14 protein-coding genes and 4 pseudogenes are annotated in these 20116 nt (G+C 50.8%); 11 read left to right on the top strand and 7 right to left on the bottom strand.

Annotated elements, in window-relative coordinates; all coding sequences use genetic code 11:
* Window positions 1-122 precede the first annotated feature (122 nt).
* The gene (locus NR177_RS08130) at window positions 123-1742 is read left to right on the top strand and encodes an ABC transporter substrate-binding protein (protein WP_063879734.1); all 1620 of its coding nucleotides are present in this window, start codon (window positions 123-125) and stop codon (window positions 1740-1742) included.
* 116 nt (window positions 1743-1858) lie between these two features.
* Window positions 1859-2842 (top strand): zinc transporter ZntB, encoded by a 984-nt coding sequence (gene zntB / locus NR177_RS08125; protein ID WP_256852634.1) that lies wholly within the window; start codon window positions 1859-1861, stop codon window positions 2840-2842.
* A gap of 477 nt (window positions 2843-3319) precedes the next feature.
* Here the strand turns inward: zntB and ttcA are convergent, their stop codons facing one another.
* From ttcA to NR177_RS08110, 3 genes and pseudogenes are all read right to left on the bottom strand, one after another.
* The gene (gene ttcA, locus NR177_RS08120) at window positions 3320-4255 is read right to left on the bottom strand and encodes a tRNA 2-thiocytidine(32) synthetase TtcA (protein ID WP_256852633.1); all 936 of its coding nucleotides are present in this window, start codon (window positions 4253-4255) and stop codon (window positions 3320-3322) included.
* A 47-nt stretch (window positions 4256-4302) separates the two neighbouring features.
* Window positions 4303-4554 (bottom strand): annotated as a pseudogene (locus tag NR177_RS08115) (site-specific integrase); the annotation flags it as partial.
* A gap of 482 nt (window positions 4555-5036) precedes the next feature.
* On the bottom strand, window positions 5037-5729 hold the full coding sequence (locus NR177_RS08110; RefSeq protein ID WP_256852632.1) for a hypothetical protein: 693 nt from the start codon (window positions 5727-5729) through the stop codon (window positions 5037-5039).
* A 266-nt stretch (window positions 5730-5995) separates the two neighbouring features.
* On the opposite strand from NR177_RS08110, the pseudogene NR177_RS08105 reads away from it, so the two are divergent.
* The 4 genes and pseudogenes from NR177_RS08105 to NR177_RS08095 all read left to right on the top strand — a co-directional run.
* Window positions 5996-6243 (top strand): annotated as a pseudogene (locus NR177_RS08105) (hypothetical protein); the annotation flags it as partial.
* A gap of 2 nt (window positions 6244-6245) precedes the next feature.
* Window positions 6246-6446 (top strand): annotated as a pseudogene (locus NR177_RS08100) (DNA polymerase V subunit UmuC); the annotation flags it as partial.
* Window positions 6425-6523 (top strand): annotated as a pseudogene (locus NR177_RS23970) (hypothetical protein); the annotation flags it as partial. The pseudogenes NR177_RS08100 and NR177_RS23970, both read left to right, overlap by 22 nt.
* Before the next feature lie 732 nt (window positions 6524-7255).
* Window positions 7256-8086 (top strand): glycosyltransferase, encoded by an 831-nt coding sequence (locus tag NR177_RS08095; RefSeq protein ID WP_256852631.1) that lies wholly within the window; start codon window positions 7256-7258, stop codon window positions 8084-8086.
* Between the two features lie 636 nt (window positions 8087-8722).
* Here NR177_RS08095 and NR177_RS08090 read toward each other — a convergent pair.
* Window positions 8723-9379: an MgtC/SapB family protein gene (locus NR177_RS08090; RefSeq protein ID WP_256852630.1), complete on the bottom strand. Its 657-nt coding sequence runs from the start codon at window positions 9377-9379 to the stop codon at window positions 8723-8725.
* Window positions 9380-9561: 182 nt separating this feature from the next.
* On the opposite strand from NR177_RS08090, the gene NR177_RS08085 reads away from it, so the two are divergent.
* Window positions 9562-9837, top strand: coding sequence for a DUF333 domain-containing protein (locus tag NR177_RS08085; RefSeq protein WP_063879729.1), 276 nt, complete (start codon window positions 9562-9564; stop codon window positions 9835-9837).
* Between the two features lie 33 nt (window positions 9838-9870).
* On the opposite strand, the gene NR177_RS08080 is transcribed toward NR177_RS08085, so the two are convergent.
* Complete coding sequence (locus tag NR177_RS08080; protein ID WP_256852629.1) at window positions 9871-10863, bottom strand: 2-hydroxyacid dehydrogenase; 993 nt, start codon at window positions 10861-10863, stop codon at window positions 9871-9873.
* Between the two features lie 154 nt (window positions 10864-11017).
* On the opposite strand from NR177_RS08080, the gene NR177_RS08075 reads away from it, so the two are divergent.
* The 3 genes from NR177_RS08075 to NR177_RS08065 are packed head-to-tail and all read left to right on the top strand — an operon-like array spanning window position 11018 to window position 14156.
* Window positions 11018-13639, top strand: a complete 2622-nt coding sequence (locus tag NR177_RS08075) for a YdbH family protein (RefSeq protein WP_256852628.1) — start codon at window positions 11018-11020, stop codon at window positions 13637-13639.
* Window positions 13636-13824 (top strand): YnbE family lipoprotein, encoded by a 189-nt coding sequence (locus NR177_RS08070; RefSeq protein WP_063879726.1) that lies wholly within the window; start codon window positions 13636-13638, stop codon window positions 13822-13824. The genes NR177_RS08075 and NR177_RS08070 overlap by 4 nt, the downstream gene beginning before the upstream one ends.
* An 11-nt stretch (window positions 13825-13835) precedes the next feature.
* Window positions 13836-14156: a YdbL family protein gene (locus NR177_RS08065; protein ID WP_096010553.1), complete on the top strand. Its 321-nt coding sequence runs from the start codon at window positions 13836-13838 to the stop codon at window positions 14154-14156.
* A gap of 71 nt (window positions 14157-14227) precedes the next feature.
* On the opposite strand, the gene azoR is transcribed toward NR177_RS08065, so the two are convergent.
* Window positions 14228-14827, bottom strand: a complete 600-nt coding sequence (gene azoR, locus NR177_RS08060; RefSeq protein ID WP_063879724.1) for an FMN-dependent NADH-azoreductase — start codon at window positions 14825-14827, stop codon at window positions 14228-14230.
* 247 nt (window positions 14828-15074) lie between these two features.
* Here azoR and hrpA point away from each other — a divergent pair, with 247 nt between their 5' ends.
* A complete protein-coding gene (hrpA, locus tag NR177_RS08055) occupies window positions 15075-18974 on the top strand; it encodes an ATP-dependent RNA helicase HrpA (RefSeq protein WP_256852627.1) in 3900 nt (1299 codons plus the stop codon).
* A gap of 94 nt (window positions 18975-19068) precedes the next feature.
* Here the strand turns inward: hrpA and NR177_RS08050 are convergent, their stop codons facing one another.
* Window positions 19069-19878, bottom strand: coding sequence for a serine protease (locus NR177_RS08050; protein WP_096010555.1), 810 nt, complete (start codon window positions 19876-19878; stop codon window positions 19069-19071).
* Window positions 19879-20116: the final 238 nt, after the last annotated feature.

Genomic DNA, 20116 nt, shown 5'->3' with positions numbered 1-20116 from the left:
AGCGGAAAAGCGGGTCAGGGAAAATAGCTATTTATCAATCAGCGATTTGCGATAAAGTGACCGTTAACAGGCTGAGTCAGTAATATGCTGATTCAGCGCTTCTTTATTATAAAGGGGTGATAATGGTAATCCGCTTTTCGTTGACGCTAACGGCCCTGAGCCTGCTTAGCGCGTCCATGCCGATCTTCGCAGCCGATGTTCCCGCCGGTGCCCAACTTGCCGCTAAACAAGAAATTGTCCGCCATATTAAAGATGAGCCCGCCTCGCTCGATCCCGCTAAAGCCGTAGGTCTGCCTGAAATACAGGTAATGCGCGATCTGTATGAAGGGCTGACCAGCCAGGATGCGCACGGCAAAATTGTGCCCGGCGTGGCACAGAGCTGGAGCAGCAGTGACAACAAAGTCTGGATCGTTACCCTGCGAAACAATGCCCGCTGGTCTGATGGCGAACCGGTGACGGCGCAGGACTTTGTCTACAGTTGGCAGCGCGTCGTCGATCCTAAAACCTCTTCTTCTCAGGCGTCCTTTATTGCGCTGAGCGGCCTGAGCAATGCGGCAGCAATCACCAAAGGCGACATGCCACCGGATAAGCTGGGTGTGACTGCGCTGGATAAAAATCGCCTCAGGATTACGCTGACGCGTCCGGTTCCCTGGTTTCCTGCCATGCTCTCCAGCGTTGCTTTTTATCCTGTGCCGCAAGCTGTGGTTGAAAAAGAGGGTGCGCAGTGGACGTTGCCGGGCAAACTGGTGGGCAACGGCGCTTACCAACTCAGCCAACGGGTTGTGAATGAAAAAATTGTCCTGGAGCGTAATCCGCATTACTGGGACAACGCCCACTCCGTCTTAACCAAAGTGACCTTTGTGCCCATCAATGAAGAGTCCAGCGCCACCAAACGCTATCGTGCCGATGATGTGGATATCACGGAATCTTTCCCTAAGAACATGTATGCGCTGTTGAAAAAGACGCTGCCGGGCCAGGTCTTTACGCCCGATCAGCTGGGAACGTACTATTACGCCTTTAATACCCAGAAAGGGCCAACCGCCGATGTTCGTGTCCGCAAAGCGCTGTCGTGGAGTATCGATCGCGCCGTCATTGCCGAAAAAGTCTTAGGCACGGGGGAAAAACCGGCATGGCATTTCACGCCGGACGTGACGGCAGGCTTTAAACCGCTGCCCACGCTGCAGCAACAGCACAACCAAAAAGAAATGGATGCCCAGGCCAGAGCGTTGCTGGCTGCCGCCGGCTACGGCCCCGGGAAGCCGCTCAAGCTGACGTTGCTGTATAACACCTCTGAAAGCCACCAGAAAATAGCGATTGCGGTGGCCTCAATGTGGAAGAAGAATCTCGGCGTGGACGTGAAGCTGCAAAACCAGGAGTGGAAAACCTACATAGACAGCCGTAACAGTGGCAACTTTGACGTTATTCGCGCCTCCTGGGTAGGGGATTACAATGAACCCTCGACCTTCCTGAATCTGCTTACCTCAGGCAACAGCAGCAATATTCCGCGTTTCAGCAATGCCGAATATGATGCGGTACTTGCAAAAGCGAGCATGGAAACCAGTGAGCAGGCACGTAACGCTGACTACAACCGGGCAGAACAAATCATCGCTGATCAGGCACCCATCGCGCCACTTTATCAGTACACCAATGGTCGTCTGATTAAGCCGTGGGTGAAGGGTTATCCGATTACCAATCCCGAAGACGTTGCCTACAGCCGCGAGCTGTGGATAGAGAAGCATTAAGAGATAGCGGCCAACATGCGGCCGCCTTTTGACATCTTTGTATACAGGCTGAAGATTGCAACTCAATCCCGTCACGCTAGACTGTATCGTATTGATTTTGATAGTGGGGTGACGTTGTGGATGTGATTCAAGGAAAAGCGCTGAAGGTGACCGATGCCATCATTTCCTGCCAGTTGGATGGCAAGGGCGGCATGGTGCCGATTGACGAAACGCAGGTGCTGCACGACGAGCATCCGTGCTGGTTACACCTCAACTATACGCATCCGCGTAGCGCAGAATGGTTGCAGTCAACGCCGCAGATTCCGGATGCCGTGCGCGATGCGCTTGCCGGTGAAAGCATGCGCCCGCGGGTTAACCGCCTGGGCGATGGTTTTATGATCGTTCTGCGCAGCGTGAACCACAACAGTGACGCACGTCCCGACCAGCTGGTGGCGATGCGGGTTTTTATCAACGATCAGCTGATTGTATCTACCCGCCGCCGCAAAGTGTTTGCCGTGGACGAAGTGCTGACCGATCTGCAAAACGGCAACGGGCCGGTTAACTGTGGCAGCTGGCTGGTGGAGGTTTGCGATGCCTTAACCGGTCACACCAGCGAATTTATCGAAGATTTACATGACAAAATCATTGAGCTGGAAGATGCCTTACTGGACCAGCGTATTCCACCGCGCGGTGAGCTGGGCCTGTTACGCAAGCAGCTGATCGTGATGCGACGTTATATGGCACCGCAGCGCGATGTCTTCTCCCGTCTGGCAAGTGAAAAACTGCCCTGGATGGACGACAGCGAACGCCGTCGAATGCAGGAAATTGCCGACAGGCTGGGACGCGGCCTTGACGATCTTGATGCTGGCGTAGCCAGAACCGCCGTACTGGCAGATGAAGTCGCCTCGGTAATGGCAGAATCCATGAATCGCCGAACCTATACCATGTCGCTGATGGCGATGATCTTTCTGCCTGCTACCTTTTTGACCGGCCTGTTTGGTGTCAACCTGGGCGGCATTCCCGGCGGAGCATGGCGCTATGGTTTTAGCGTCTTTTGTCTTTTACTCGTGCTGCTGGCGTTGGGTGTAGCAGGCTATCTGCGTAAGCGACGCTGGCTATAAGGCCGTGGGAAGAGGTGCAGGGGGCGTTGCGCAGGAAAATCACATTAACAGGGCTAAAGCTGATCGACATCAATATCTGCGATGCGCAAAGCGCGCAAAATCACTCCCGCAGGTGAATGCAACGTCAAGCGATGGGCGTTGCGCTCCATATTGTCTTACTTCCTTTTTTAGAATTATTGCATAGCATTTTTAATTCGAAATACGCCGGCTAACTCGCCGGCTTTTTTTTGTCCGCTGGCTGAGATGTCAATTCTTTCCTAAGCTTAAAATCCATTCGCTACAGAGGAGAACGGCATTATGGCGATACACAGCAGCGAGCCAATTCCGACCGATCCGCCCCCCATTCCGCAGCCGCAACCCGATCCGCCACCGGATCCTGAGTTTCCGCCGGTAATGGACCCGCCCCCTCACCGCAACGTATAAAAAAAGGGCACGCGACATGATGCGTGCCCTTTGCCTTTAACGAATAGATAAACGTTACTTAATTTCCAGCACGTTAAGACGTTCGCTGACAGCCGGGGTTTCTTCCTCATCGGCACGCCAGCCAACCGGGTTGACCGGTAGCGTTTCACGATCAAATGCCAGATCGCCACCGTCGACTACCGCGTCACCGTGTTGAATGCCTTTGAAATCAAACAGGTTGATATCGGCAAGGTGAGAGGGCACGACGTTTTGCATGGCGCTGAACATCGTTTCAATACGTCCAGGATAGCGCTTGTCCCAGTCGCGCAGCATATCGGCGATAACCTGGCGTTGCAGATTAGGCTGTGAACCGCAAAGGTTGCACGGGATAATCGGGAACTGACGGGCTTCTGAGAAACGAATGATATCTTTCTCACGGCAGTAAGCCAGAGGACGGATCACGATGTGCTTACCGTCGTCGCTCATCAGTTTCGGCGGCATACCTTTCATCTTGCCACCGTAAAACATGTTCAAAAACAGCGTTTGCAGAATGTCATCACGATGGTGACCTAACGCAATTTTGGTACAACCCAGCTCCGTGGCGGTGCGATACAAAATTCCACGGCGCAGACGTGAGCATAGAGAGCAGGTCGTTTTACCCTCGGGAATTTTATCTTTAACGATAGAGTAGGTGTCTTCTTCAACGATCGTGTACTCAACACCTTGCGCTTCAAGATACTCGGGCAGGATATGACCTGGAAATCCTGGCTGTTTTTGATCCAGATTAACCGCCACCAGGCTGAATTTCACCGGCGCACTTTTTTGCAGGTTACGCAGGATTTCCAGCATGGTGTAGCTGTCTTTGCCGCCCGACAGGCACACCATGATGCGATCGCCTTCCTCAATCATATTAAAATCAGCAATAGCCTCGCCGACGTTACGACGCAAACGCTTCTGAAGTTTGTTGAGGTTGTACTGCTCTTTCTTATTAATTTCCTGATCTTGTTGCATTTTATTCAATCTCTAAAACCAAAAGGGGCATGCAGGGGGCAACGTTTTTAAAGGGCAAGCTGACTGTTGAGCATCTGCACCTGATCGGCGTCCAGTTCATGTATCCACGAAGTATCGACTTCATAAACCCTTAGCGCGTTTTCATGCCCCAGCTGACTCGTAATAAATGATGGATTTGCGCTAGCGGCAGTAAACAGCCTGCAGGCAAAAGTATGCCGCGTATGGTACGGATTCCGGCGACGAATGCCAGCACGTTTTACTGCTGCGTTCCAAAGATGAGCGATGCGTGTTACGCCATAAGTGCGGATGGTCTGAAACAGGAATCGGTTGAGATGGCAGGGGAATGACTGCCTACAGCACTGAAACAGCTGAGGCAGTTCAGACAGACTACATCGTGCCTGTTCGCGATGGCTGGACTCTCCTCAGCCCTGGAACAGACTTTGATAAAGGGAATGGGGCACGTGGGAACGGATAATGAAGCGCAAAAGAAATCGGCCACTTTATGCTGCTTTTTGAAAAACTCAGTAAACACTTTACACAGCCACAACTGCCGCCGACAGACTTACCCACTAAAGCGCTCATGCATAACATTACCATTTTAAATATTTTACAAATATAAACATGATGAATATAGCAAATATACCAACAGGCCATAGAGGCCCATCAGGGAATACCTGAAAAAAAGCAACTGCAAATATTAAAACGCAAATTGGTGGCGCATATAGCGAAAATAGCTGTTGAAACAGCCACAAAAAAGCTTTCTTAATAAATGACATCATGGCTACCTAATCATTCTTTCAATGATTTTAGCAATATCTGCATCTGATGCCCATTGAGCCCGGAACGCGTCGGCACGAATAAATATGGGCTCAACCAGGAAATAAAGCATTTCAAGTTCATTAGCATATAGCGTTGAAAAGAATGTTGGATAGCTAGTTCGAAGACGATCAGCGCTATCTGCGGCCTTCTGCACAATGCCATACATTCCCGCATATGCAACTGCTACTCTCGCTGTACGACCAGCAATAGAACCCATGTTAAGGCTAAGATTCAAGCCGATTGAAACACATGTTGCCGTTGCCAAAGCAAACCCGGATTTAGTTAAAGCGTTTGCAGCAATGTAAATATTAACAGCCATCAGGTTTTTTTTAATGTATTCTAATTGATCTGATGTTTTTTTCTTGAATATTTCTTCAAAATAAATATGCAATATCTCATAAACAATATCTTTGCGCTGTAAGAAATGGTAGAGACCTTTAGTAAATCTTACATCTTCATTCAGCTTTTTTTTACACACGTCTTGGTATTCTTGAGTAAAGCACGATGTATAATAAATTGCACGTTTTGCACCTGCACTAATCGTATCTATCTGGTCTGAAACTAAATCCATGACACCTGTTAACGCACGATCTAATTTAGAAGCCAATATGTTATTGGTTTGCAAATAATTTATTATTTCATCCCTGTAATACATTTTCTTATCCTTTTCGTTGTCCTTAATGTTCGTGCTATCGATCCGCCGTTACTAAATGAAAGCCATAGTAATGAGAAAAATTTAACCATGTATAATTTATGGTTATTGAGTTTTTAAGTAAACAGTAAAATTGCTCATAGAAGAGTATTCACGCTAAAAATTATTGGAATTCATAGGCTCCACAAATCTCTCAACCGTAAAGCTTGATCAAAATCATGAATTGATATTGCAGTATTTATATACAGATAAAATTGGAGCGCAAAAAAATGCACCGTGACTACGAAATCATGATTGCTTTTCGCCAGGCTATTAAGCGCGACTGCAAAGGGCGCTCCACACTCAGCACGATTGATTTTGTTCGGGAACTTGATCGCTTAAACTGGTCTTACACGCTACACGCTACACGCTACACGCTGCAAACAAATGGATTGAAACGCACACTACAACCTTTCGCGATATTTCAACGTTAGCGGGTGAGGAAAGGGTGTTCCAGGTTTTCAACCCTAATGGTGGCGACTGTGGTTCGCCCTGGTTGACGTTAATTCGTTTTATGCCAGCTGTCAGACAGTATCTAGACCAGACCTGCGCAGAAAACCCATAGCTGTACTGAGTCATAACGATGAGTGTGTAATTGCCCGTTCTGCAGAAGCAAAGGCGGTAAAAATCTCAATGAGTGCACCATATTTCAAGCTTGAGAACGAATTGTTAGGGAGTTGCGCGGCAAACCCTGTTTAGAGCTTGAGGAATTCGCACCAACCAAACAGCAGATTATGGGTTCACGGTCAGTTACTGAATCAGCTTTGCCGGTTGCGGATAATAAAAAGCCCGGCATTCCGGGCTGATAGTCATTTGATTTAGTCGTAGCCGCCTTCCTGATATTGCGGGCTATCGCCTGGTCGATCCTTTAACCAAAATACAATCCCTACAGCTATAAGAATGGCCAGAATTATAATTATATAAGTCATCATACATTCCCTCGTGTCAGCAACCATTCAATCTTATAGGCGTACAGTTTGTGTGTGTAATCGTATGTGCAGATCAATTATGCAAAAACGATCGGTAAAAACGATCAATCACAGATGCTTTAACCAAAAAAAATCACTTATACATCATAGAGATTACAATTCTCACAATTGATGTGTATTGATTAATACAGATAATGGCTGATGCTGGGTATCAGTAGAGAAAGAAAGGGATACAGGAAAATGCTCCGTGACTACAAAACGATGATTACCTTTCGTCAGATCTTGAACGCGACAGCGGGGCAATACACCGTCAGCTTTCATTAAAGTAAAAAACCACAAATCAAAAGTTAATATAAGCGAAGATTTTTAACCAAGGTTATGTGAGCGTTAACAGTATCCAGTATTTTTGTTGGAGCCAATCTTAATTTCTGTCAAGTAATTAATTCTTTTCAGGGTGCTGTGATTAATTATTGAGTTTAGTTTTTTTTGCTTTATCTTTCTTCGCTGTAATATACATATGAAGTTGATTAGCTTCCTTGTTGCAACGAACTGAAAACAAATATGGCAAATAGAATAACAGATAAGCAGCATATAAAACTTACTTACATAACACATTTTTATTGCAATCAAGATAATATTGATTCTGTAATAAGCCTTCTCAGGAAATACGAAAAGATGCCTGAAGAAGTATTGCAGGTCACAGAGTTTGTAATAGTAGACGACTGCTCTCCTTTAAAGTATGAAGTACCTGAGTTTAGACTGAATCTGACCTGGCTGTGTATAGACAGTGATATTAAGTGGAATCAGGGTGGCGCAAGAAATTTAGGGGTCACTTATGCCAAATCATACAAAGTATTAATAACTGATCTCGATCATGAGTTACCGGAAAAAACGTTCCGTTATCTCATCAATCATAAAAATCCAGATCGAAATTTTTACAAGATTTATCGAAAAAATCAGCGAGGTTTTTACAAAGACCACAGTAATTTGTTCTTTATTTCTCACGCAAGATTTATGCGTTTTTGGGGTTATGATGAAGAGTTTTCAGGACACTATGGCGCTGAGGATTACAGGTTTGTAAAATTTCATAAATATCATGGTTCACGTCAGCGTTACCTTCCGAAGGCTTATTTTTGTCTTGAGCGGAACCTCGACAGGAATGATTCATATCATTCACTTATCAGGGATTTAAGCACTAACACACCTGTAGACAGCAAGAAACATTACGAGGTTTGCACATATGGCTATGAGCACGGCCACAGTAGATGTTTTCTTAACTTCACATGGCACATTGTAAAATCGACATCAATTCCTGCTCCAGCTTTTAAAAGAGATGTTGTCTGGCAAAAATTGTGGTGGTTTCGTTTCTTATTTAAAGCGCTAGCGAGATAACATTTTATAACTAAGGAAAGCCCGGCAAGCGGGCAATGGCTCAACAGCATCTGCCTAAGTTGCACTCGGGGGAGTACGATTAAACTCTGGTCATACTCCCCCGTTTTGGCTTACGTCATTGGAGTTTTTATCATCTTTTGAAGACAGCGATGAGCTTTCTACAAGCGGCATAGAGTATGAATGAATAAACGAGAAGGACCGCGACCAACGTTGCAAAAGTAATCGGATCTGATCCGCTTTCATAAGTATCTGTTATAAGACCATGAAGGTGCGAATATGACCAGCCGACTATTGTCTGGGTTAACGCGTTCAGAGGCATTTTGTATGCTGAAAGCCAGAAGGCTAATAAGAAGCACACGATAAACAGCGCAGTGTTTTTAATGAATCTGGCATTTTTCAAAATCATATTTCCCTAATACAACTATGCTTCCCTATACAGACAGTGGCAGACTTCGACGATGAATAGTGGTTTTGCGTCCGCCCAGCAGAGAGCGCACATATTGAACCTCATGAGTACTTTCAGAGTCTATCAATCTATGCGACACCTGAGCAAAGTTATCCCGTCAATGTGGCTTGGTCACTCAACGTTGTTTGCACAGGTGTCAAGGGTAATGATCTGATGCCAGCCTACACCGATTACATCATTTCCAGCGACTGCACGCCTTTAACTTCCATAATTTTGTCATACAGATGCGCATCGCTGGATTTGCGGGACAAGGTCACCTGCACGCTTAATTCACACAGGCCGCTTTCTTCATCCCGGTTAATCACCGAAATATTACCGTAGCGAATGCCTTCGCGTTGCATCACCAGCAGAACCAGTGGCACGCTCTTGGCCTTAAGATAAACAATCAGCGTGTGATGTTTGCCAATCAATAAATGGCTCAGGCGGCGGAACACCTCCAGCACCACCAGGGCCAGTACCGTACCGTAAATCCCAATCTCATACATGCCGCTCCCGATTACCAGTCCGATAGCGGCGGTAACCCACAGTCCGGCCGCCGTGGTCAGGCCTTTTACCACCTGTTTTTGAATCAGGATGGTGCCTGCGCCAAGAAAGCCCATCCCGCTCACCACCTGTGCCGCGACGCGGCTGGGATCGAGGGCGACATGATCTTTTATCAACATATCCGCAAAGCCATATTTGGACACCAGCATAAACATGGCGCTGCCGATACCGACCAGGATGTGGGTCCGCAATCCGGCTTCTTTGGCGCGCATCTGGCGTTCCAGGCCAATCAGACCGCCCAGAATCCCAGCCAAGGCGATACGAATCAGCATATCCATTAACATTGTTTTTCTCCGGTAATCATCATGCTTAGATAAGTGCAGTTACGTGACAGTGTGATAACAGGATAATTCTGCTTGCAATTAGCCGTCATATTTTTTGTAAAAAGCTGTTTCTTCTATCGACCCCACGTCGGGCCTGACATATTCTTGCTTAGCCTTTAACTCACCTTCCCGGAGTCTGATTGATGAAAGCCGCTACTTTTCTGCTGGCTGGTGCCGCGTTGCTACTGTCTGCCTGTAGCAGTAACAGCGACGACAACGAGCCACCACAGCAAGCTACTGCCGCCCATGTTCAGCCACACGTGGTGATGTCGTCTATGGCAGAGGCAAACTGTGCCAATGCAGGAGGTACCCTGGCGTTTTCAAGTCAACTGGACGGTTCGCGCATCGGGATGTGCCAGTTAGTTAACGGCCGTCGCTGCAGTGAGCAGGCGTTGATCGGTGGCAACTGCGCACGCTAAATGAAGCAGGCCGGATGGCACCGGCCCACCGCGTCATGCGATAACTTGATTTTGACAGGATTCTCCCCGGTTGAGCTGACTGATATTTTCCAGCGTGGTTTCTGAAATCGCGGTCAGGGCTTCGGCTGTCAGAAAAGCCTGATGGCCGGTAAACAGCACATTGTGACAGGCTGACAGACGGCGGAAAATATCATCCTGAATCACATCATTCGATTTATCTTCAAAAAACAGGTCCCGCTCATTTTCATAAACGTCCATGCCGAGCGCACCAATTTTTTGCTGTTTCAGCGCGTCAATTGCGGCCTGAGAATCAATTAATCCTCCCCGGCTGGTATTGATGATCATCACGCCATCGCGCATCTGTGAAAAAGCCTGCGCATTCAGTAAATGGTGATTTTCCGGCGTGAGTGGACAGTGCAGCGTTATCACGTGCGACTGTGCAAACAGGGTTTTCAGATCGACATACTCCGCGCCGAGCGCTAAAGCCTGCTCGCTCGGATAGGGATCGAAAGCCAGTAAACGCATGCCGAATCCTTTTAATATGCGCAGAGTGGCAATGCCAATTTTGCCGGTGCCGATGATTCCGGCGGTTTTGTTATGCATATTAAAACCGGTCAGGCCATCCAGGGAAAAATTGGCATCGCGGGTGCGTTGGTAAGCGCGATGAATCCGGCGGTTTAGCGTCATCATCAATCCCACCGCATGTTCGGCGACGGCTTCCGGGGAATAAGCCGGTACACGCACGACCTGCAGTCCCAGCGCCGCAGCGGCATCAAGGTCGACGTTATTAAATCCCGCACAGCGCAGTGCAATGTATTTGACGCCAAGCGCGGCCAGCTCTTCCAGTACCGGACGGCTACCGTCATCATTCACAAAGATACAAACCGCATCACAGTCTACAGCCGTCTTCGCTGTGGTTTCGTTGAGTAAAAAATCAAAGAAGACCAATTCGAAACCATACTGTTGGTTGACCTGTTCAAGATACTTCTGGTCATAGTGTTTAGTGCTGTATACGGCGATTTTCATCGTTGTGCTCCTGAAAAGGGGATGCAACAAGAATAACGTTTTCTGTTACTTTTTGCTGATACCTGTTTACCTTAGGGGGTGAAACCTTCACCTTCCCGGCGTTACGTGCCATCATTATTCTCAGGATATTGAGAAAAAAAGGATTCTTGTTTTCATGCCGCGGATTTTCCGTCGACGTCTCGCCGCTGTCCTGGCGCTGATTGTGTTGCTGCTGGGATTATTGCTGACCATTACACAGTGGCTGCCGCGTCTGGTTGGCATTTGGCTGCCTGTCGGCACGCGCGTCGAACTGGAAGGCGCGCCGCGCTGGCGCAACGGACAGGTCGTGTTTCCCCAAATCCATTACCAGGTGGGGGACTGTCGTCTGGCAAGTGTCAACCACGCTGCCCTTGGCTGGCAGCACTCGCGTTGGCAACTTAATGCGGCGCAGGTGACGCTACAGAGCGAATGTCTTCAACGGCTTCCTGAAACGGAAAACGCGACGGACGCGCCCAAAACGCTGGCCCAGTGGCAGGCAATGTTACCGGGCGCTGACATCCATATTGGCAAACTCACGCTCTCTCCCTGGCAGGATTATGCCGGGGGGCTGAATTTGACGCTGGATTCATCCCGCCAACAGTTGCACTACCGCGGCACCAACTTGCAGCTCGATGCCACCTTACAAGGCCAGCAGTTGAATATTAGCCAACTGACCTTGACGCATCCGGCATTACCCGAACCGCTGAGCCTTAATGGTCACTTCGAACTGCCTGAATATGCCAACGGCTTACCCGTTAACGGCGAGATTACCGGCACGCTGGCGTTGGCGGCTTTTCCACAGCCGGTGCAAGCTGCATTAAGCTGGCAGCATCAGCGTGGTGTGCTCAATATTACTACGGCGGGAACTGACCAGCCCTTGCTCCATCTTCCCTGGCAGGCCAGCCGCGATCGCATAACGATTGAACGCGGGGAATATTACTGGCCACTTGCGGCGCAACCGCTGTCTGGCTTTGTGAATCTGACGCTGAACAACTGGCAAGCCGGCCTGGATGCCACCGAGATCAGTGGGCGTCTTAATATGTTAACCCAGGGACGCGGCGGCAAAGGTAATGTGGTACTGGGAATAGGGCCGGGCCATCTCAGCCTCACGCAAAGCCAACTACCTTTACAGCTGACGGGTGAAAGCAAATTCTCTGCGATGCAGCTTTTTGGCACTATTCCTGGCGAGCTGAACGGCTCGTTACTCAACCCGCAACTGACGGTAAAACCCAAAGCGCTTTTACGCCTGCGCGGGCGTTTACTCTCCACGCTGGAAGTCGATGAAGCGCGCTGGCCGCTGGCAGGTATACGTTTATCCTCACAAGGGATCTCCGGACGCCTGCAGGCAATTCTGCGTGCCCACGATCCCAGCTTTGGCCGGTTTACTCTGCATCTTGATGGTGGCGCGCATAACTTTTGGCCCGATTCGGGTGTGTGGAACTGGCGCTATTGGGGTGAGGGCGAAATGCGCCCCTTGCAGGCGAAGTGGGATGTGAACGGCACCGGCGGCTGGCGCGATACGCTGATTCATCTTGATCGCTTGTCTACAGGGTTTAACCAACTTGAATACGGTGGCGTTCGGGTTGAAAAGCCCCGCTTAACGCTGACGGCACCGGTCAACTGGCAGCGTGATGAGCGCCATCCATCATTTAACGGTAAGTTCCAGATGCAGGCAGGGGAAACGCGCTTTAGCTACGGCGGCTGGCTGGCAGATTCCACCCTCGACTTTGCGGCGACAGGCCGCGATCCAGGTCATTTCGTCTGGGGCGGACAGCTGAAAGCGGGCAAGGTCGGACCGGTGCGTGTTAACGGTCGCTGGGACGGCGAGCGTTTACGTGGACAGGCCTGGTGGCCAACCCAGTCGCTGACGGTATTTCAGCCGCTGCTCAGTCCTGAACTGAAAATGAAGATTCAGTCAGGTGAGTTGCGCGCCCAGGTAGCATTTTCTGCCGCGGCTAAGCAGGGCTTTCAGGCTGGCGGACACTGGACCGTGAAAAACGGCAGCGTCTGGACACCCGACAGCCAGGTCAACGGTATCGATTTTTCCCTACCTTTCCGTCTACAACATCAGCAGTGGCATTTTGGACGTCGCGGGCCGGTTTCATTACGTATCGCTGAAGTCAAAAACCAGTTTGCCATGCAGAATATTCGGGTCGATTTACAAGGTGCTTATCCTTGGCGTGAAAGCGATCCGCTATGGTTACAGGATGTCAGCATGGATCTGCTGGACGGCCAGATCACGATGCCGTCATTACGGCTGCCGCAGCACAGCCCGGCGCGCGTTTCTCTGCGAAACATCAGCCTGAGCAAGCTTGTCAGTGCTATTGATCCCAAACAGTTTGCCATGTCAGGAAGCGTGAACGGCGAATTACCGCTGTGGATCAATAATCCTCGCTGGATCGTTGAAAACGGCTGGATAGCCAACAGCGGGCCACTAACCTTCCGCCTGGATAAAGACATGGCCGATGCCATTACCCGTAATAACATCGCCGCTGGTGCGGCAATGGACTGGCTGCGCTATATGGAGATTTCGCGTTCGTGGGCCACCCTTAATCTGGATAATCTCGGGGAGCTAACCATGGAGTCGCAAGTGAAAGGCACCAGCCGTTTCAGTAATCGCACTCAGACCGTGAATTTAAACTATCGTCATCAGGAAAACCTGTTCCAGCTGTGGCGCAGCCTGCGTTTTGGCGATAATTTGCAATCCTGGGTGGAGCAAAACGCCACCTTGCCGTCGAAAAAGGATCAATCACCATGAGCCTCAGGGCTGTACTGCTGATGGTAGCCTGGCTACCGCTAACGGGTTGCGTGCCGCGCATTGAAGTGACCGCACCGAAAGAGCCCATCACCATTAATATGAATGTGAAAATTGAGCATGAGATCCACATTAAAGTGGACAAGGATGTCGAAGCCTTACTGAAAAATCAGAGCGGCCTGTTCTGAGGAGAGCCAGCATGAAACGCATCGGTATTGCACTTTTACTGGCGACGACGATGAGCCAGCCCGCCTGGGCTTTAACGCTTGATGAGGCGCGTCAGTCAGGTCGGGTGGGTGAAACCCTGTCGGGCTATATTGCGCCGCGATCAGACGACAGTGAAACGCTGGCGCTGGTTAAACGCATTAATGACGGACGAAACGCCGAGTACCAACGTCTTGCCGAGCAGAACAACCTGAAAACAGACGACGTGGCCCGAATTGCGGGACAAAAGCTGGTCACGCGTGCGGCTGCGGGTGAATACGTGCGCGGCATTAACGGTCAATGGCTAAAGAAATAACCTGGCCGGGCGATACATTTCAGGCATAAAAAAACCGGGCGGGTGCCCGGTTCTGGATCAAAACAGCATAATTACGCCGTGACGATCTGCTTAATCGCGTCTTTGGCTTCGCTGGTTGCTTTGGTGGCGACTTCAGGGCCGTAAGCGATGCCTTCAGCAAACACGAACTCGACATCGGTGATACCGATAAAGCCCAGGAACAGCTTAACGTAAGGGGTCAGCAGGTCAGATGCGGTGTCTTTGTGAATACCGCCACGGCTGGACAGAATCACAGCACGCTTACCTTTCACCAGGCCTTCAGGGCCCGCTTCGGTATAACGGAACGTAACGCCAGCACGGGCGATCAGATCGAAATAGTTTTTCAGCTGGGTAGGAATGTTGAAGTTGTACATCGGGGCTGCAATCACCACGACGTCGTGCGCCTGCAGTTCTGCAATCAGTTCATCAGACAGCGCCAGTGCATCCTGCTGGCGGGGTGACAGTGGCGCATCAGAAGGGCGTAACGCACCGACTAACTCACCGTCGAGTACCGGAACCGGGTTTGCTGCCAGATCGCGAACGGTGATCTGGTCACCTTTAGCCTGAGCCTGCTCAATGTAGAAGTCAGCCAGCTGGCTTGACTGAGAATATCCCGCAAGAATGCTTGATTTCAGAACTAATACTTTGCTCATGGTAGTTTCCTGTCTGTTATGCGGAAGGCTTTCCGCTCAATGATTTACACTCTACAAACATCAGGCCGAGGGTGAAAGCGCAATATTTCGAGAGCTATATTCGAATTAATTGAACAAGCTGGTTTTGCCGACGGCCACGACGCGAAAGGGAATGTGCTATGCTAGGCGCAATTATTATCGTTAATCAGCCGGTTATCTTAGCGCCGTGCGCTGAGTCCACCCCGTCTGAGTAGGGTACGTCATCACTATGTCTTCTCCGGTTTCATCGCCATTAACGCCGCTCTGGTCGCGGCTTGATGGGTTAATGCTGCGCGACCGTCAACGCTTACAGCGTCGGCTACACGGCGCTAAAAAAATCAAAAATCCTGAGGCACAGCAAAGTCTTGCTGCCGAGCTAGAGCAGGATATCATCGCTGCAGAACAGCGTGTGACACATCGTGTTGCGGCGACGCCGCGTATTACGTTTCCGGAAAACCTGCCGGTCAGCCAGAAGCAGCAGGCCATCGCTGACGCGATTCGTGACCATCAGGTGGTCATCGTGGCGGGTGAAACCGGCTCGGGAAAAACCACCCAGTTACCGAAAATTTGCCTGACGCTGGGGCGCGGTATAACCGGTTTAATCGGTCATACCCAACCGCGTCGGCTGGCGGCACGTACCGTTGCCAACCGCATCGCCGACGAGCTCGAAACGTCGCTCGGTGGCTGTGTGGGTTACAAGGTGCGTTTTAACGACCAGGTCAGCGAAACCACCCAGATTAAACTCATGACAGACGGCATCCTGCTGGCGGAGATCCAGCAGGACCGGTTGCTGATGCAATATGACACCATCATCATTGATGAAGCCCATGAACGCAGCCTGAATATCGACTTCCTGCTGGGCTATTTGCGTGAACTGTTGCCCCGTCGTCCCGATCTCAAAGTTATCATCACCTCAGCGACCATCGATCCACAGCGCTTCTCGCGGCATTTTAATAACGCGCCGGTGATTGAGGTGTCGGGCCGCACCTATCCGGTAGAAGTGCGTTATCGCCCGGTAGTAGAAGAGGCTGAAGATGTTGACCGCGATCAGCTTCAGGCTATCTTCGATGCGGTGGATGAGCTTGGGCGTGAAAGCCGGGGTGACATCCTGATTTTTATGAGCGGGGAGCGTGAAATCCGTGATACCGCCGACGCGCTGATGAAGCGCGATCTGCCCCATACCGAAGTGCTGCCGCTGTATGCCCGTCTTTCTAACAGCGAGCAGAACCGGGTGTTTCAGTCGCACAGCGGGCGGCGTATTGTGCTGGCGACCAATGTCGCTGAAACCTCGCTAACCGTACCGGGGATTAAATACGTTATCGATCCCGGCACCGCGCGTATTAGCCGCTACAGCTACCGGACAAAAGTCCAGCGCTTGCCGATAGAGCCGATTTCTCAGGCATCGGCTAATCAGCGTAAAGGACGGTGCGGGCGCGTATCCGAAGGGATCTGTATCCGGCTTTACGCCGAAGATGATTTTCTCAGCCGCCCGGCATTTACCGATCCTGAAATTCTGCGCACCAATCTGGCGTCCGTTATTTTGCAGATGACGGCGCTGGGGCTGGGGGATATCGCCGCTTTCCCGTTTGTGGAAGCGCCGGATAAACGTCACATCCAGGACGGCGTAAGGCTGCTGGAGGAACTGGGGGCATTAACCCTCAGTGAAGACGGGCAGTATAAGCTTACCGGATCGGGCCGCCAGCTGGCGCAGTTGCCCGTGGACCCGCGCCTGGCACGCATGGTGCTGGCCGCGCAGCAGTATGGCTGCGTCCGGGAAGTGATGATCATCGTCGCTGGTTTATCCATTCAGGACCCCCGCGAACGTCCCGCAGACAAGAAGCAGGCCTCGGATGAAAAACACCGTCGCTTTGCGGATAAAGAGTCGGATTTTGTCGGGTTTGTGAATCTGTGGAACTACCTCGGCGAGCAGCAAAAAGCGCTGTCCAGTAACGTATTCCGTCGCCAGTGCAAAACAGACTTTTTAAACTATCTGCGGGTACGGGAATGGCAGGATATTTATACCCAGCTTCGCCAGGTCGTGCGTGAACTGGGCATTCCCGTTAACAGCGAGCCAGCGGAGTACAGAGAGATTCACTGTGCCTTGCTGACCGGATTGCTGTCACACATCGGTCAGAAAGATGCCGATAAACAGGAGTTTACGGGCGCGCGCAATGCTCGCTTTGCCATCTTCCCAGGGTCCGGTCTGTTTAAAAAGCCGCCTAAGTGGACAATGGTGGCAGAACTGGTTGAAACCAGCCGCCTTTGGGGCCGCATCGCGGCGCGTATCGATCCCGAGTGGATTGAGCCGCTGGCTCAGCACCTGATTAAACGCAGCTACAGTGAACCCCACTGGGAGAAATCGCAGGGCGCCGTGATGGCCAGCGAAAAGATTACCCTGTACGGTTTGCCGATTGTGGCCGCGCGCAAGGTGAACTACGGCACCATCGATCCGACCCTCAGCCGCGAGCTGTTTATTCGCCATGCGTTGGTTGAAGGCGACTGGCAAACGCGCCACGCATTCTTCCGTGCCAATCAGAAACTGCGCAGTGAAGTCGAGGATCTGGAACATAAATCCCGTCGCCGCGATATCCTGGTGGATGACGAAACTCTGTTTGCGTTCTACGACCAGCGCATTGGCAAAGACGTTGTTTCAGCCCGCCATTTTGATAGCTGGTGGAAACAGGCCAGCAAAACCAATCCTGAGCTGCTGAATTTTGACAAGCAGATGCTGATCAAAGAGGGCGCAGATAAGGTTAGTCAGCTCGATTATCCCAACGTCTGGCATCAGGGAAACCTCAAACTTAAACTGAGTTACCAGTTTGAGCCGGGCGCGGATGCTGATGGCGTCACGGTCCATATTCCGTTACCGCTGCTTAACCAGGTGGATGAAGCCGGCTTTGAGTGGCAGATCCCCGGCGTGCGGCGTGAGCTTATCATCGCACTGATCAAATCCTTGCCTAAGCCGCTGCGGCGCAACCTGGTGCCTGCACCTAACTATGCTGAAGCCTTCTTAGGCCGGGTTACTGCAATGGAGATGCCATTGCTCGATGCGCTGTCGCGGGAATTCCGCCGGATGACCGGCGTGACGCTGGAACGGGACAACTGGCAATGGGAACAGGTGCCCGATCATCTGAAAATGACGTTTCGTGTTGTCGATGAACACAACCGCAAACTGCAGGAAGGTAAAGATCTGGCCGCGCTGAAAGTGCTGTTAAAAGGCAAGGTACAGGAAACGCTGTCCCAGGTGGCGGACGATGGCCTGGAGCAGAGCGGTTTACATCTCTGGAGCTTCGGCGATTTACCCCGGAGTTACGAGCAAAAACGCGGCAACTATCAGGTTAAAGCCTGGCCAGCCCTGGTGGACGAGAAGGACAGCGTCGGCATCCGTTTGTTTGACAGTGAGCATGAGCAGCAGAAAATGATGTGGCGCGGTCAGCGTCGTTTACTGTTACTGAATATCCCGTCACCAGTGAAGTATCTGCACGAAAAATTACCCAACAAAGCCAAACTGGGGCTGTATTTTAACCCTTACGGCAAGGTGATGGAGTTGATCGATGACTGCATCGCCTGCGGCGTGGATAAGTTAATCGCAGAGGCCGGTGGTCCGGCATGGGAACAAACGCAGTTTGAAGCGCTGCGTGAGAAAGTGCGCGCCGAGCTGAATGACACCGTGGTCGCGATTGCGAAGCAGGTTGAGCAGATTCTTACAGCGGTGTTTAACATCAATAAGCGTCTTAAAGGACGCGTTGATATGACGCTGGCACTGGCGTTGTCGGATATTAAAGCGCAGATGAATGGCCTGGTTTACCGGGGTTTTGTCACCCAGAACGGCTGGCAGCATCTGGCAGATACGTTACGTTATTTACAGGGCATTGAGCGTCGGCTGGAGAAGGTGCCTGTCGATCCTCACAGCGATCGTGCCCGTATGCTCAAAGTGCAGGCCATTGAGCAAGCATGGCAGGCCTGGCGTAACAAACTGCCGCCACAGCGTCAGGATGATGAAGACGTGCAGCATATCCATTGGATGATAGAAGAGTTACGTATCAGCCAGTTTGCTCAGCAGCTTGGCACGCCTTATCCGATCTCGGATAAACGCATCTTACAGGCGATGGAGCAAATTGCAGGGTAGCTATTGATGCCTGATGTGATGAGCGAAAAAAAGCCCGCACCTTGATGGATGCGGGCTTTTTTATGCGTTCAGAGCGTGTAACCCCTCAGGCAAGCTACTGGGCCAGCGCTTCAAGCCGGTCTTTAAACGAGGTCACGGCAATGGCCCGGTTGTCGGCAAGATAGCGGTCTTTTGCTGCCGGTGCCGAACTCTGTACGGCAATGAGCTGCCAGCCTTTATCGCCTTTCAACAGTAAAGGCGAACCGCTGTCGCCTGGCAAGGTATCACACTGGTGCGATAATACGGCGCGTTGCGCCCAACCTGTTATCAGGCAGTCGCTGTGCGAATACAAGGTGTCCAGATGATCGGCCGGATAGCCAGCCTGCGTGACTTTACGTCCAGCGTCTTTCAGCGCTTCCGTTAAATCACTGCGTGAACCGTCAAACAGGGGAATAGGGGTGATGGCAGAAGGCGGATTACGCAGAATAACCAGACCGTAGTCGAACGGTGCCGCGCTGCTGGGCACGATCCATCCCTCGCCATCGGCCTTCAGTTTGTTAACCAAAGAGGGTTCAACACGGGCATCAATATCATGAATTTCGTAGCGCCACCCTTTTTTGGTGGACATAAAACGCAGCGCAACCGGCTTATCAAACTTGCCCGGTGGCGTCAGTAAACAGTGACCCGCCGTCAGGGCCAGATGGGGAGAGATCAGCGTGGCGGTGCACAGGTTACCGCTTTCGGTTTCCAGTTGGCCTATCGCATCCCAGGGCGCGGAACTGACGTCGGTAATCGCCTGACGGTGATCTTTACCGAAAAACAGCATTTTTATTTCGGCAGGCGTCGGCGAGTCGTCATCATCATCGGCATGAACACAAGCGGTGAAACTGAAAAGTCCAACGATTAACAGGGTAGCCAGGCGCATAGAACTCTCAATAGCGAGAAAAAGAAAACGTTTTTGTTATAGCTGAAGTGACATAACTATAGTCAGTGAGCGGTAAAAAAGGGAGTTTTTTCAGTTAATCAGTACGCTACAGCGACTAAATAAAAAAACTGGCCGCGATAACGCCACATAAGATCATCACAATCAGAATAATTTCGAAGCGATAGCGACGGACCATATTAGCCACTCCAGTAAAGAAACACCCGGCAGAACCGGGTGT

Origin of the sequence: Pantoea sp. Fr+CA_20, from assembly GCF_024520835.1 — a bacterium.
Lineage (GTDB): Bacteria > Pseudomonadota > Gammaproteobacteria > Enterobacterales > Enterobacteriaceae > Pantoea > Pantoea allii.
This window is presented reverse-complemented; position numbering and strand designations above follow the sequence as displayed.

What these genes read in the sequence shown, in the direction of transcription:
- NR177_RS08130 (WP_063879734.1), top strand. Translation starts at nt 123, where the DNA reads ATGGTAATCCGCTTTTCGTTGACGCTAACGGCCCTGAGCCTGCTTAGC.
- ttcA (WP_256852633.1), bottom strand. Translation starts at nt 4,255, where the DNA reads ATGCAACAAGATCAGGAAATTAATAAGAAAGAGCAGTACAACCTCAAC.
- NR177_RS08110 (WP_256852632.1), bottom strand. Translation starts at nt 5,729, where the DNA reads ATGTATTACAGGGATGAAATAATAAATTATTTGCAAACCAATAACATA.
- NR177_RS08095 (WP_256852631.1), top strand. Translation starts at nt 7,256, where the DNA reads ATGGCAAATAGAATAACAGATAAGCAGCATATAAAACTTACTTACATA.
- NR177_RS08090 (WP_256852630.1), bottom strand. Translation starts at nt 9,379, where the DNA reads ATGTTAATGGATATGCTGATTCGTATCGCCTTGGCTGGGATTCTGGGC.
- NR177_RS08085 (WP_063879729.1), top strand. Translation starts at nt 9,562, where the DNA reads ATGAAAGCCGCTACTTTTCTGCTGGCTGGTGCCGCGTTGCTACTGTCT.
- NR177_RS08080 (WP_256852629.1), bottom strand. Translation starts at nt 10,863, where the DNA reads ATGAAAATCGCCGTATACAGCACTAAACACTATGACCAGAAGTATCTT.
- NR177_RS08075 (WP_256852628.1), top strand. Translation starts at nt 11,018, where the DNA reads ATGCCGCGGATTTTCCGTCGACGTCTCGCCGCTGTCCTGGCGCTGATT.
- NR177_RS08070 (WP_063879726.1), top strand. Translation starts at nt 13,636, where the DNA reads ATGAGCCTCAGGGCTGTACTGCTGATGGTAGCCTGGCTACCGCTAACG.
- NR177_RS08065 (WP_096010553.1), top strand. Translation starts at nt 13,836, where the DNA reads ATGAAACGCATCGGTATTGCACTTTTACTGGCGACGACGATGAGCCAG.
- azoR (WP_063879724.1), bottom strand. Translation starts at nt 14,827, where the DNA reads ATGAGCAAAGTATTAGTTCTGAAATCAAGCATTCTTGCGGGATATTCT.
- hrpA (WP_256852627.1), top strand. Translation starts at nt 15,075, where the DNA reads ATGTCTTCTCCGGTTTCATCGCCATTAACGCCGCTCTGGTCGCGGCTT.
- NR177_RS08050 (WP_096010555.1), bottom strand. Translation starts at nt 19,878, where the DNA reads ATGCGCCTGGCTACCCTGTTAATCGTTGGACTTTTCAGTTTCACCGCT.